General features: G+C 43.8%; 12 protein-coding genes and 1 pseudogene. 4 read left to right on the top strand and 9 right to left on the bottom strand.

The window, feature by feature from the left end; genetic code table 11:
* Positions 1 to 10: 10 nt before the first annotated feature.
* Both GO620_RS06840 and GO620_RS06835 read right to left on the bottom strand, forming a co-directional pair.
* Entirely contained in the window at positions 11 to 910 is a 900-nt protein-coding gene (locus GO620_RS06840; protein ID WP_157523731.1) for a DMT family transporter, read from the bottom strand.
* 75 nt (positions 911 to 985) lie between these two features.
* A complete protein-coding gene (locus GO620_RS06835) occupies positions 986 to 1,852 on the bottom strand; it encodes a YitT family protein (RefSeq protein ID WP_157523730.1) in 867 nt (288 codons plus the stop codon).
* Positions 1,853 to 1,908: 56 nt separating this feature from the next.
* Between GO620_RS06835 and GO620_RS06830 the strand changes: the two genes are divergently transcribed.
* Both GO620_RS06830 and GO620_RS06825 read left to right on the top strand, forming a co-directional pair.
* A complete protein-coding gene (locus GO620_RS06830) occupies positions 1,909 to 2,292 on the top strand; it encodes a DUF5655 domain-containing protein (RefSeq protein WP_157523729.1) in 384 nt (127 codons plus the stop codon).
* 63 nt (positions 2,293 to 2,355) lie between these two features.
* On the top strand, positions 2,356 to 2,769 hold the full coding sequence (locus GO620_RS06825) for a hypothetical protein (protein WP_157523728.1): 414 nt from the start codon (positions 2,356 to 2,358) through the stop codon (positions 2,767 to 2,769).
* A gap of 31 nt (positions 2,770 to 2,800) precedes the next feature.
* On the opposite strand, the gene GO620_RS06820 is transcribed toward GO620_RS06825, so the two are convergent.
* From GO620_RS06820 to argB, 3 genes are all read right to left on the bottom strand, one after another.
* Entirely contained in the window at positions 2,801 to 5,647 is a 2,847-nt protein-coding gene (locus GO620_RS06820) for a S9 family peptidase (RefSeq protein ID WP_157523727.1), read from the bottom strand.
* A gap of 80 nt (positions 5,648 to 5,727) precedes the next feature.
* Positions 5,728 to 6,540 carry a pyrroline-5-carboxylate reductase gene (proC, locus tag GO620_RS06815; protein WP_157523726.1) on the bottom strand — a complete coding sequence of 271 codons (813 nt, stop codon included), beginning with the start codon at positions 6,538 to 6,540 and terminating at the stop codon, positions 5,728 to 5,730.
* Between the two features lie 2 nt (positions 6,541 to 6,542).
* Positions 6,543 to 7,364 (bottom strand): acetylglutamate kinase, encoded by an 822-nt coding sequence (gene argB / locus GO620_RS06810; protein ID WP_244139472.1) that lies wholly within the window; start codon positions 7,362 to 7,364, stop codon positions 6,543 to 6,545.
* 117 nt (positions 7,365 to 7,481) lie between these two features.
* Between argB and GO620_RS06805 the strand changes: the two genes are divergently transcribed.
* Both GO620_RS06805 and GO620_RS06800 read left to right on the top strand, forming a co-directional pair.
* A complete protein-coding gene (locus tag GO620_RS06805; RefSeq protein ID WP_157523725.1) occupies positions 7,482 to 8,783 on the top strand; it encodes an NAD(P)/FAD-dependent oxidoreductase in 1,302 nt (433 codons plus the stop codon).
* A gap of 59 nt (positions 8,784 to 8,842) precedes the next feature.
* Complete coding sequence (locus tag GO620_RS06800; RefSeq protein WP_157523724.1) at positions 8,843 to 10,093, top strand: cation:proton antiporter; 1,251 nt, start codon at positions 8,843 to 8,845, stop codon at positions 10,091 to 10,093.
* Here the strand turns inward: GO620_RS06800 and GO620_RS06795 are convergent.
* From GO620_RS06795 to argC, 4 genes and pseudogenes are all read right to left on the bottom strand, one after another.
* Positions 10,090 to 10,708: pseudogene (locus GO620_RS06795) on the bottom strand (FMN-binding negative transcriptional regulator). The gene GO620_RS06800 and the pseudogene GO620_RS06795 sit on opposite strands and share 4 nt — an antisense overlap.
* Positions 10,708 to 11,655 (bottom strand): Rossmann-fold NAD(P)-binding domain-containing protein, encoded by a 948-nt coding sequence (locus GO620_RS06785; protein ID WP_157523723.1) that lies wholly within the window; start codon positions 11,653 to 11,655, stop codon positions 10,708 to 10,710. Before GO620_RS06785 ends, GO620_RS06795 begins: the two are co-directional and overlap by 1 nt.
* Positions 11,652 to 12,776: an aspartate aminotransferase family protein gene (locus GO620_RS06780; RefSeq protein WP_157523722.1), complete on the bottom strand. Its 1,125-nt coding sequence runs from the start codon at positions 12,774 to 12,776 to the stop codon at positions 11,652 to 11,654. The genes GO620_RS06785 and GO620_RS06780 overlap by 4 nt, the downstream gene beginning before the upstream one ends.
* 152 nt (positions 12,777 to 12,928) lie before the next feature.
* Positions 12,929 to 13,969, bottom strand: a complete 1,041-nt coding sequence (argC, locus tag GO620_RS06775) for an N-acetyl-gamma-glutamyl-phosphate reductase (RefSeq protein WP_157524324.1) — start codon at positions 13,967 to 13,969, stop codon at positions 12,929 to 12,931.

The following is a 13,969-nucleotide window of genomic DNA, read 5'->3' as shown; positions in this document are numbered from 1 at the left end:
GGCTTTTTATTTACACCACTTTTTTCACTTTCTTCTCAAAAAAATTTGGTTGCCTTATAATGAGAATCCCTATGATTATTAGCACCATGCCGGCGTAATGCCAAATTCCCAGATCCTCGCCATCTAAGACACCCCAGAAAATAGCTACAATGGGTAGCGCGTAAGTTATAGTGCTGGCAAATAAAGCAGATGCTTTTTTAATAAGTTGATAAAATAGCAGTTGAGCTATCGCGGTGCCGAATACGCCTAATGTGACGGATGCCAATAAAGGTATTTTGTTGGCATCGTTGATATACAAGTGCGGGATACCGCTAGATAAAAACAGATAAATGATAGCCACAATTCCTGCTGACGCTACAGCTACTGTTGTGGTATGGATTGGATTTACGTCATGCAAATGAACCTTTACCATATTGATGTTTATCCCATAACAAACAGTTGCCGCTATGGCAAAAAATGCAAAATGGTTGAGCGATACGCTTCCGCTTGCGGTAAAAAGTATAAGTAGCAACACGCCGGCAAACCCTATGATCATCCCAATGATCTGACCACGTTGAACAGCTTGTTTATAAAACATGATGCTGATGATGACCGTAAATGCAGGCGTGAGCGCATTAAGGACACCCGCTATCGCGCTGCTCAACCCCGACTCAGCATAACAAAACAGGTATGCGGGAATAAACATGCTCAGCAATCCTGACAGTACTACGTACTTCAATTTTTTAACAGGAATCTTTCTTACGTTAAATATCGCTAATCCGCCGAGTACCACAAGTGCGGATACCTGCCTTATAGTGGCTACCTGGGGCGGAGTGAAAAATTGCAGACCGTATTTCATCAGAATAAAAGAACTTCCCCAGGTGAGTACAAGAATGAAATAAAACAGGTAGATAAGAAAATTATTCTTCATGGCGACAGAAGTAAGGTTATGGGCAATGTTATGATTTATTCTGATGACACGAAACCCGTTTCTTGCGATAGTGCCCTAATGCAATCCCTTTCTTGTCAACAATCCGCCGCTGGTGTCATCAATACTTTGCTGTACAATGAATGCCTTTGGGTCGATTTTTAGGATCACTTGTTTTATTGATGGTATTTCTAACCTTGTTGCAACAGTGAAGATAATGTCGCGCGGATCATTGATCTGGCCATCTTTACCGTATCCGCTTTTACCCTGGTAAATAGTTACGCCGCGCCCCAATTGTTTTGTGATCGCTTCGCGTATGGCATTGCTGTTTGTAGATACGATGGTAATGCCGGTAAATTGCTCAAAGCCGTTCAGCAGAAAATCTATCATCTTAGAGGCAGCCAGGTAGGTGAGTATCGAATACAATGCTGATTCTATTCCAAGGAAAAACGCGGCTGCCGAGAATATTACGACGTTGAGCATTAATATAATATCACTTACGCTAAACAGTTCAATCTTTTTGCTGACTACCATTGCAGCTATCTCTGTTCCATCTAAAACGGCCCCGCCGCGCATAGCCAAACCGATGCCAACGCCGATGAAGAAACCACCAAAAACTGCGGTAAGTAGTTTATCCGGTGTAATATCAGGCATCTTTAAAAAGGCAAGACAAAGCGACAAGCCTGCAATAGCCAATGCACTTTTTATAGCAAAAGTTTTTCCCAGACGTTTGTAACCGAGGTAAAGAAAAGGCATGTTAATTACAAAGATAAGTATGGCTATTGGCAGGTCTGTGATATCTGACAACAGCATAGATATACCTGTAACACCACCGTCTATAAACTTACTGGATAACAAGAAACCCTTTAAACCCAGGCATGCGCTTAAGATGCCCAGTATTATTGATATAGCGTCTCTAACTATTGCCTTTGTTTGTACAGCCATGAGAAGATGTTTATGCCGATAGCCATCGGAGCGCGTAAATTAGTAAATTTACACCAATGGCTCAGAAACACCATGCTACGGTTTATCATGTTGATGATTTTTTAAGAGAAAAATCTGACATCACCGTTAATTTGTACAATGCGTTTACAAACGCGTTTAAAAGTGTCTCACCCGCCATTGAAATAATCCCTGCGAAGACTATGATCGGTATCGCAACATCAAGAAAACGTGTTGCGTGGATCACGCAGTTTGGCAAAAACTTCCTGCACGTAGTTTTCCCATTTGAACAACCACATGAAAATAACCTCTGTTTTCAAAAGATATCCAAAGTGCCTGATGATAATAAACAGTACAATCATCACTTGCGGATATACAGCATTGATGACATCAACGACGAAGTTATCGCCTTCATGAAACTTGCCATAGAAAAAGGCAGCTGATAAATTTTTAATCCTTTGTAGCAATTCTGTGTTTAACAGCGTAAAGGTGTAAAAGCTTATCAAATGAAGAAGTTGTATTTATTTATGCTCATCGCCGGCTTCGTAGCCTGTAAAAAAGAAGATGTTAAGGTCAATGCCTCGATCACAGACGGCACCTACACAGGAACTTTTTTATACAGCAATAGAAACCCTGCTGTCAATTATGTGCCACTGACAGGTAATGTTACCCTAATTATGAAAAACCGCGCCTATACCTGCACGTCGCCGTCCACTAGTTTCGGAGCGGCAGCACGCGGGCGTTTTGACATACCGGGCCAACAAATTGTCTTTACGGATTCCCTTGTGCATACAGCTAATTTCGATGGTAACATCGTGCTCAATGGTACTTATGATGCGGTTGTCAAAGATGACAGCTTATTTTTAACCAAAACCGTTAATACCTACGCGGTTTACAGTTACAAGTTAAAGAAGCAATAAAAAGGCCCTCATTTCTGAGAGCCTTTGGATTTTAATTATCTTCTGTTTGTTTGATGGTGCTAAAGCCCCAATTCTTGCCTTTGTCCACTGCAGGTACGCCGCGTTCAAGCCACTCAGGCATTGGCGCGCCTTTTAAAAAGTGGTCGAAGTATTGCGCTTCGCGGATAGATATGTCCTTGCGATTTTGGCGTTTCACTAAGTTGTGTGCCTCATCATTATATTGAAGCAGCCAAACCGGCTTACTCAAGCGGCGCAGCGCGGTAAACATTTCAATACCTTGATACCATGGCACAGCGCCGTCAGCATCATTACTCATGATCACAACCGGTGTGTGCACCTTCGGCAACTGAAATAACGGAGAATTTTCGATATACAATTGCGGGTTACTCCAAAGGTCTGTACCAATACGGCTTTGTGTTTTTTCATATTGGAACTGGCGGTTAACACCTGTTTCCCATCGTATGCCACCATATGCAGAGGTCATGTTTGCTACCGGTGCACCGGCCCATGCAGCAGCATACATGTCAGTCTGCGTGATAAGGAAAGCTACCTGGTAACCACCCCAGCTTTGGCCTTGTATACCTACATGGGCACCATCCACCCATGAATTTTTCTTCAATGCTTCTACACCTGAGTTTATGTATTCAACTGCAGATGCCCCCGGATGCCCGGTAGTATAATGGATGTCGGGCGCAAACACCAGGTAGCCGTTACTTACGAAATAAGAAATCGGCAAACGCGATGGGGTAGGCCCCGGCGGTACATAGCTGTATAAACCTTCTGAAAGTGTTTCGTAAAAATATACCAGCATAGGGTATTTCTTAGTCGGATCGAAGTTTTCAGGCTTATACAAAATACCCTTTGAAGTATGGCCTTGAGGCGTTGTCCAGCCAACCAGTTCTGCGGTTCCCCAGTTATAACCCGCTTGCTGTGGATTAATTGCGCTCAATTTTGTCTCCGACCGTAAATTGGTTGAAGCATACAAATCGGGCGACTGCGTATAACTTTGTTTAGTGTAAATGTACACATCGGCGTTTTTGGCTTTTTGTATATCACTGTAATTTACTTCGCCGGTTGCCAGAAGCTCCGGTGCCCTTTTACTGTTAAATGTTTGTTGGTAGTAGCCCCAGTGTTTATTTTCTTCGTTTTGCGCCAGCAGATAAACCGGTTTATTAAGGGCAATGGCACGGTCATCTTCACTCGCACCCGGGCCGCGTTCTACCTGCATACCATAACGGAATATCAGTTTATTGCGTCGTCCGTAGCCACCTGTAAATCCTGTAGAGGCCCCTGTTGCCGGGTCAACACTCCAGATATCATAACGGTCGTTAACTAATACGTTTTTGTCGCCTGTTGTCCAGCCTGCAATGCCATATGCGTTAGGGTCATCAGGTACATCGTTCTCTTCATCGCCCATTTTAGTGCCAATACCTGCGCTGATGTTTGTTTTCTTACCATTCACAATGTTGTAGGTAAACCAGTTTTGCTGTGCGGCGTCAAACCAGATCACGTAGTTTCCGCCCGGAGATATTTGGTAACGTGCCTTGGTACGGTCTGTAATTTGTTTCCGTTCGCCGGTTTTAAGATCAATAAGCCAGGCAATTGAACGGCCGCCGCCTTCCCACTGGGCTTGTACACGCGCGCCGGTATCCGTCGTGGCTAATACGTAGCGTGCATCATTATTAGCAGCCACAGAAATATCCGCAATGCCTTTAGTGCCTAGTTGTATCAGCTTGTCACTTTCCTGTGGATGGATCACCGCAAGATAATTTCTGCGTAGTTCGCGCTGCAGATTTTTGAGTTGCTGTGGCTGCAGGTAATCATCTTTATAATTCCAAATGTCAACTTTAGCCACTTCGAAATCTACGATAGTGGTGTCAGCTGGCTTGGGGATAGGCGCGGTGCCGAAAAATAAATTATTTCCGGCTTTACTAAAGTACACACGACCGTCGCCACTCACTGCCCATTTTGCAGGCATACCTGCGGAGCCCGGTGCCGCAATTACTTTTGCGCTATCGGTGCCAATGTTGTAGTAGTACAATTTAAAAGGTTTTACCTGCGCCTTTTCGGGATTTTTCTCGGCGGTGAAAGCAAACTGTTTGCCGGCGTCATCAAAAGCCAAATTTTTATAATTGCCCCGTCCATTGCTAATGTCTTTTAAAAGCCCTTTTTCAATGTCGTAGATATACATTGCCGATTTAACGTCTTTATCCTTGCTGCGGCGGGGCGCAGTAGTAGCAAACGCCAGCAGTTTGCCGTTTTTGCTCAATTGATACTCGGTTACATATTTAAAAGTTCGTTGCTTTCCGCTAAGCAGTTCTAACACGGTAAGGTTTGACCCTTCGCGGGTAGGCGGAGCAACTGTTGTCGCTACCGCTTTTTTTGAAGTGTCGTTCACGGCAGGTTTTTTTACCGTGTCAGAAGGAGCAAGGTAAGCAATGACAGGCGCCTGCTCGGCCATTTTAAACGAGCGTACGGCCGGAACTTTAGTTACTTTACCACTGCCAAGCGTGGTATAACCCAGCGTATCTTTTGGCATATCGTCGGCCTTTTTCTTCTTGATCTTAGCCATGCGGATATCCTTGAAAAATGGGCGAATCAGGAACACCGCATATTTAGAATCACCTGTAAAGCGAGCTGTATCAGCGCGGGGTACACTGAATTTATTAGCGCCTTGCGGATTAGTGATTACCAGGCTGGCGTCACCTTCCTGCGGCTTAATCACATATGTTATCCATTTACCATCATTGCTGATACGATCATTCGCGACAGATTGCCAACTGTCATAAACAGAATGATCAATAGGTTTTTTTGCCTGCTGTGCGTTAGCCGCCAAAACAGTAACGGCAAATGGGATAAGAAGTAAAAGTTTGCGCATGTTATTCCGATTTATGGAACTTTAAATATCGAAATAAATGCGCTTTGGCAAAGGCAGTTATAAAAATGTTACAGACAATTTTATTCGCTCTTATAGAGCGCGCCGGCTTTTTCTGCAGATGTTTTAATGCCCTTGATCAATGCTGAACTAAAGCCATTATGCTCCATTTCATTTAGCCCGGCAATAGTGCAACCCTTTGGTGAAGTCACTTTGTCTATTTCCTGCTCGGGGTGAGATGCTAATTGAAGCAGCAAGTTTGCCGCCCCCTTAGCTGTTTGTGCAGCCATCTTTAGCGCGTCATGCGCATGGAAGCCAATTTCTGTGCCGCCTTGTGAAGCCGCACGTATAGAACGCAGGAAAAAAGCGATACCGCAAGCGCACAAGGCAGTAGCAGACGTCATCAGTTCTTCGTTAATAACTATGCTTACACCAACTGTGTCGAACAAGCTTTTTACTAATGTGACATTTTCGTTCGAGGCATTGCCGCTTGCAATGCAGGTCATAGAGTGGCCGATAGCGATAGCCGTATTTGGCATTGCCCTTACAATCTGTACATCAAAACCCAAATGGCTGCAAATGTCTGCGCAACTTACACCGGAAACGACAGAGATGATTAAATGTTCACTTGCTTTTAAAGATAACTTTATATTATCTAGCAGGCCGTTTAGTTGCTGAGGCAAAACCGCGATCACTACAATGTCACTGTTAGCGACAGCAGCGGCGTTATCGTTCGTGATATTATAACCGTCATTAGCGTAAGATTGTAATGCCTTAACGTTTCGGCGCGTCAAAGTAATATTATCAGGCTGATATATACCCGCTTTAACTAACCCTTTAGCCAACGAAAGCCCGATGTTACCGCTGCCTAAAATTGTTACACGTTTTGTTTTCATAATTACTGCTTTTTACTCAACCTTGTTCCAAATGGTTTGCTGTCGCCTATGTTACCTAAATCTTCTGCATGGCCGATAATAACAGATTTAACGCCGCACGAAATGGCTTTGAAGGCGTTGTCTAGCTTTGGCAACATGCCGCTGTGAATGATCTGCTGCTCTTTTAGCTCTTCATACCGCTGCGGATCTATCTCGCGGATAAGCGAATCCTCATCATCAATATCCTGCAACACGCCCTTCCTTTCGAAACAATAAATCAGCGTGGTTTCGTATATATCTGATAAGGCTACAGCAAGAGCAGAGGCAATAGTATCCGCATTGGTGTTCAGTAATTGTCCATCGCCGTCGTGCGTAATGGCTGCAAACACGGGTGAAAAACCCGCTTGCATTAATTTACTAATATCTTCAGCATTAACAGAATCCTTGGTTATATCACCTACAAATCCATAATCAATGGATTTTACAGGACGCTTTACGGCTTTTATAAAATTGCCATCTGCGCCAGTCAAGCCGATAGCATTTGTGCCAAAACGCTGCAATTGAGCCGTAATGTTCTTGCTGATCAACCCGCCGTAGACCATGGTTACCACACGTAGGGTTTCGATGTCTGTAATCCGGCGGCCATCAACCAATTTCGATTCGATGCCCAGCGTATCAGAAAGCTGCGTAGCCACTTTGCCGCCGCCGTGAACCAATATTTTGTGTCCCTCAATAGCGGTGAAGCTTTTTAAGAAATGATACAGATTTTCAGAATTATCGATGACGTTGCCGCCAATCTTAATCACATGCAGTTTATTGTTTGATGTATTTTCAGGCATCGCCATAGTCAGGTTAGTATGTTGCAAAATTAAAAGATTAGGCCATCAATTGGCTTCTTGGGCGCGGATTAAAAACATAAGTCACTGCAAAGGGTTTATAAAACATCAATCGCCAACCATTGCATGAAAATAAGAGACATTACACCCGGCACTCCTCGAATTGTGATCATTGGCGGCGGTTTTGGCGGCATTAATCTGGCAAAGAAATTAAAAAATCAACCTGTAGAGATCATTTTGCTCGACAGGCATAATTATCATACGTTTCAGCCGCTATTGTACCAGGTTGCAATGGGCGCTGTTGAGGCAGACGCAGTTGGTTTTCCGCTTAGGAAGATATTTGAACGGCAGGACAATTTAAGGTTTCACCTTGCCGATGTAAAAAAGATCAACGCGGCCGAAAATTCGGTAACTACATCTGTTGGCGATATTAAATACGACTATTTGGTTGTAGCTACAGGATCTGATACCAATTTTTTTGGGAATGAGGAGATCGCGCATTACACTATGCCGATGAAAAACATTGCTGAGGCCCTAAATATCCGCAGCCTTGTTTTGCAGAATATTGAGAAGGCTATGGTTTGCGATCAGCCTGAACAAAACGCGTTACTTACATTTGTTGTAGTTGGCGGCGGCGCGACTGGTGTTGAACTTGCCGGCTCATTGGCCGAAATGCGTTTACATGTATTAGAAAAGGACTATCCGGGTTTAAAGGCTGATGACATGAAAATTTACATGGCCGAAGGTAAACCAGACCTGCTTGCGGCTATGTCTGACGACGCATCCGCCAAAGCCAAAAAGTACTTGACCGACAAAGGTGTTATCATTTATAATAGCGTGCACGTGACCAGTTACGATGGCGAAACTTTAAAGATCGATAACGCGACCGAAATAAAAACCCGTAACGTTTTTTGGGCAGCAGGCGTCAAGGCCGAAGTACCGGAAGGGTTTGGTAAAGAAAACATCGGCCCGGGCTCGCGAATTCAAACCGACGAGATCAACAAAGTGAAGGGTTACAATAACATTTTCGCCATTGGCGATGTAGCCGGAATAATAACCACTGAAAAGCCGAACGGTTACCCGGGAGTAGCACAAGTAGCAATACAGCAGGGCCAGCAACTAGCTGTCAATTTAATGCGCATTATAAAAAATGAACCTGTTGTGCCATTTAAATATTGGGATAAAGGTACTTTGGCAACAGTGGGCCGCAACCAGGCAGTTGCAGATATTGGCAAATTTAAATTCCAAGGATTTTTTGCGTGGTTACTTTGGCTTTTTGTACACCTGATGTTCTTGGCAGGCTTTACCAATAAGCTGATTGTATTTATCAACTGGGCAATAAGCTATTTTACGAAGAACAGCGATAATCGTATAATCGTGCGATATTTTGATACGAAGACAAGACAAACTGACCCCACCTCGATATAGGTTTTAGGTTGCAATGAACGCCTAAACCTTTTACACAAGTGGGCATCTAATTAATGCCTATGAATTTATTTGTCATCATTGCTTTCCTGGTGATCGTTAGCGCCGGTTACTCATACCTCAATGCCAGGTTTATTAAGCTGCCGACTACTATTGGTATCATGCTGATAGCGACGATAGTTTCGATACTTATCATCGTTCTTGACAGTATAAACCCGTCTTTCTCTAAATACCTGACAGACCTTTCCCGTAATATCGATTTCTCTGAAGTGGTGCTGAACGTAATGTTGGGCTTTTTACTTTTTGCCGGCTCATTTAACCTGGACGCCGCCAAGTTAAAGCGCGAAATGAGGCCGGTTTTAGTATTAAGCACTGTAGGCGTAATCGTATCGACATTTGCGTTTGGGTTTTTATTCTTTGGCGCCATGCGCCTGTTTGACATCCACGTGCCGCTGATCTATTGCTTGTTGTTCGGCGCGCTGGTATCGCCTACAGATCCTGTAGCGGTTTCTGCATTGGTAAAAGGGTCCAAGCTACCTAATCACATCGAAACAATTATTACAGGCGAATCGCTTTTCAATGATGGGGTAGGGCTTGTATTATTCGTTACCATTTTGGAGGTTGTACAAACGCATACCACCAAGATCAATTTTGGCCAAACGGCGCTGCTGTTTTGTCGTGAGGTTTTTGGCGGGATCACTTTGGGATTGGCTTGCGGCTATTTTATTAACCGTTTGATGCGCTCAATTACTGACTTTCAAACAATAGTGTTATTATCATTGGCATTAGTTATGGCCTTATCATTGATGGCCATAGCATGGAAATTATCTGTGCCCTTGGCAGTAGTTTCTGCCGGACTTATCAGCGGCATACGGTCTATCAATAATTCGAATAAGGAAATGTCTCACCAAAATCTGGAGCGGTTCTGGAAATTGATAGACGAGATGCTTAACACGATCTTGTTTGTGATGATAGGCCTGCAGATAGTTGAGCTGCCATTTTTGAAGAATTATTGGATCACTGGCGGGGTATCAATTACCGCGATACTTTTAGCGCGATGGCTTAGCATAACCATACCTGCCGCGTTTTTAAGGCGCACGCTGAATATGAACTACAAAAGCGTAAACATTCTTACCTGGGCTGGCTTACGCGGCGGCATATCCATTGCACTTGCGCTATCGTTACCACACAGCAAGTACCGAACGCTTATATTAGCCGGGGCATATTTTATCGTAATCTTTTCTGTGATTGTACAGGGCCTGACATTGAACAGGTTAATCAACAGCAGTTACAAAGATAATCCGAAAAGTTAAGCGCCATTTTCCTGTTGCCTGCGCATATATTCTGCCACTTGCTGCTGTGCAGAATCCTTGCTGCTAAGTGTTTCGATAATGCGATCTTTTTCCGTCTCAGCTTTGTTCTGGCTCAACTTCATTTTTGCCTGCAGGTCATCTACTATAATCTCGAAAGCCACTATACCTTTGGCCATCTTTATTTTGTAGTCAAGTGGCATCGTTATCCATTTTTTCAGGTAGTCAATGTCGTTATAGAAGGTGATCATTTCCTTAAGCATGGTCAATTTGCTGTCTACCTCATCGATAATAGATACTTGCCCATATGCATGTACTGCAATGTAATTCCACGTTGGCACTACTAACTCCTTTTCATAGTGTGAAGGCGAGATATAAGCGTGGGGTTCATTAAAAATTGCTAAAACTTTTTGATTGATTAAGAGTCGGCTTTGCGGATTAGCCAAAGCAATGTGAGCTTAGTTTCACTTTATCACCTTCCTCCGTTACTACAAACGGGATGTGTGTAGCAATGGGCAAACTATTTTGTGTACTGACTAATATTCCGAAACTGAACCTTTTGATGAACTCAATAGCCTCGTTTTGATCTTCGGCCCGGAATTGGTGCGGAACGTACATTAGAGACTTTCTAACATTTGCTTAAGCACAGCTTGCGCCGCCCAAACACGGTTGCCGGCTTCATGGATCACAACAGAACTTTCGCTGTCTAAAACTTCGTCGCTTAGTTCAACATTGCGACGCACCGGCAAGCAATGCATCACTTTAGCATTATTAGTTGCTTTTAACTTGTCAAGCGTTAACATCCAGTCGTCATTACCCGGTAGCACTTTTCCGTACAGCTCGTACGCCGACCAGTTTTTAACATAAACAAAATCAGCATCTATCAGAGCCTCGTCCTGATCATTGGTTATTGTAGCGCCTTGAGTAAAGTCCCGGTTTAGTTCATAGCCTTCGGGATGTGTGATCACAAAATCAACATTTGCTTTGCACATCCATTCGGCAAAAGAGTTCGGCACAGCCTGCGGTAAAGCCTTTATATGCGGTGCCCACGTTAATACTACCTTCGGCCGAAGCTTCGTTTTAAACTCCTCTATCGTAACCAAATCAGCGAGGCTTTGCAATGGGTGACGGGTTGCAGACTCCAGGCTTACCACCGGGACATTACAGTACTTGACAAATTTATTAAAAATCGCTTCGCTATAATCCTCATCGCGGTCTTTCAACCCAGGAAAAGAGCGGAGACCGATGATGTCGGCATATTCGCCCATAACGGCGGCGGCATCTTTGATATGTTCTACACTCGTGCCATTCATCACGGCGCCATCCTGCAATTCCAAAGCCCATCCTTCTTTGTCAATGTTTAGTACGATGACGTTCATACCCAAATTCTGCGCGGCTTTTTGTGTACTCAAACGTGTGCGCAAGCTTGGATTAAGAAACACAAGGCAAATGGTTTTATTTTTACCAAGTTGCTGGTACGCAAATGGGGAAGCCTTTAATGCCAGAGCTTCTTTAGCTAAAGCATCTACATCCTGAACATCGTTTACTGAAGAAAATAATCTCATTTTACTAATTGTGAAAATGCCTCCAGGAACCTGTCGGCGTGTGCTTTGGTTAGGTTAAGTGCGGGCAGCAGCCTGATCACATTTGGTTTGGCTTCGCCTGTGAATATGTGGTGCTTGAAGAGCAGGTCTTTTTTTACGTTTGCCATTTCTGCAGGCAAGTCAATACCTATCATCAATCCGCGGCCACGTACTTCTTTTATCTCGTTAAACTTTTTTAACTCTTCAGTCAAGTATCCGCCAACCTCAGCTGCATTTTGTAGCAGGCTGTGTTCTTCTATCTCTTCCAGCACAGCTAACGCGGCAGCGCAAGCTAAATGATTGCCGCCAAAAGTTGTGCCTAGCATCCCGTAAGCCGGTTTAATTTTCGGCGCAATGATAATTCCGCCAATGGGGAAACCGTTGCCCATACCCTTGGCCATTGTGTAGATATCCGCGTCAACGCCGGCAAAATCGTGTGAAAAGAATCTACCTGTACGGCCATAACCGCACTGTACGCTGTCTGCTATGAAAACGGCGTTGTGCTCATCGCATAGCGTTCGTATTTGCTGCAGAAACTCAATGGGAGCAACTTTAATTCCGCCAACACCTTGTATACCTTCAATGATGACCGAAGAAATATCATTGTTTTTAAATGCTTCTGTTAGCGCGTTACCATCGCCCCATGGCAAAAAGATAACATTATCCGTCTCATTAACCGGCGCTACAATTTTAGGATTATCGGTCGCGGCAACCGCTAACGAAGTCCGACCATGGAATGATCCGGTAAAAGCGATCACTTTCTTCTTGCCATTATAAAATGATGCCAGTTTTAGCGCGTTCTCATTCGCTTCGGCTCCCGAATTACATAAGAATAGTTGATAGTCGGTTTTACCGGATACCTTACCCAGTTTTTCTGCCAATTGTTTCTGTAAGGGTATTTCAATCGAATTTGAGTAGAAACCTATCTTATGCAGTTGATCCTCCAAGCGGTTAACGTACCGTGGGTTAGTATGTCCGATTGATATAACGGCATGGCCGCCATAAAGATCAAGATACTCAGTTTCCTGCGCGTCATATACTAAACTGCCAACACCCTTTACAATTTCGATAGGGTTAATAGGATAAACGCCAAATAAGTTCATTTTTAATTTCTTTATTATTATTGTCATCCTGAACGTAGTGAATCCCGATAGCTATCGGGATTATGCGTTACAGCAATACTGAATAAGATACTTCGCTAGCGCTCAGTATGACAACTTTTCTATAGTTTCAATCGCCGGGAGATTTAGCCTCCCTAAAAAGCAGCAGCTTTTAACCTTAGTCCCGCTGTTTCTTCAAGTCCGAATATTAAATTCATGTTCTGCACCGCCTGGCCCGATGCGCCTTTGAGCAAGTTATCCATTATACTGATGATGAATAGTTTGCTACCTTTTTTCTGTACTTGCAAAAAGCATTTGTTAGTATTTACAACTTGTTTTAAGTCTATGTTACGGCTCGTCACATGCGTAAACGGATGGCTTGCGTAAAACTCTTCAAATAGTTTCAATGCATCTTCCGCGAACAGATCGCTGTCTAAATATATTGATGCAATTATCCCCCGGGTAAAATCGCCGCGATAAGGGACGAAGTTTATTGTCTGGTCAAAACCATTCTGCAACTGTACGAGCGACTCGGTTATCTCTGTTAAATGCTGATGTTCAAATGCTTTATAAACAGATAGGTTATCGTTGCGCCAGGTAAAGTGCGACGTTGGAGCTAAGCTTTGTCCGGCACCGGTTGAGCCTGTTGTCGCGGTGATATGAATTTCGCTATTCAACAACCCTTTCGAGGCCAAAGGCAACAGACCCAATTGCAAACAAGTTGCGAAACAGCCCGGGTTGGCAATGTTTTCAGCTGACTTAGTTGCCTCACGGTTTAGTTCAGGCAAACCATATAGAAACTTCCGACCTGCATGCTCAGTGTCTTCATATCCAATATCTGATTTTGCCGCGTGGCGGAAATCCTGGCTCAGATCAATGACTTTAACACTTGCAGGGAAGGGGTTAGCCGCCAAAAACTTACGCGCGTCGCCGTGTCCAACACATAAAAAGAGTACATCGATATCAAGATTAAGCACATCGGTGAACTTCATCTCAGTATCACCAAAAAGGTCAGTATGCACTTCATAAACCGGGTTACCTGCGTTACTGTTGCTATGTACAAAAGCGATATCGACATTTGGGTGATTTACCAAAATGCGCAACAGTTCTCCGCCCGTGTAACCTGCGCCGCCAATAATGCCCGCTTTAATCTTTTCACCTCCAGGTAGTGCAACCAAAACTGTTGGAATTTCCAT

Origin of the sequence: Mucilaginibacter ginkgonis (genome assembly GCF_009754905.2) — a bacterium.
In the GTDB taxonomy this organism is placed as follows: domain Bacteria; phylum Bacteroidota; class Bacteroidia; order Sphingobacteriales; family Sphingobacteriaceae; genus Mucilaginibacter; species Mucilaginibacter ginkgonis.
The sequence above is the reverse complement of the archived record's forward strand: the minus strand, read 5'-3'. Positions and strand labels throughout refer to the sequence as shown.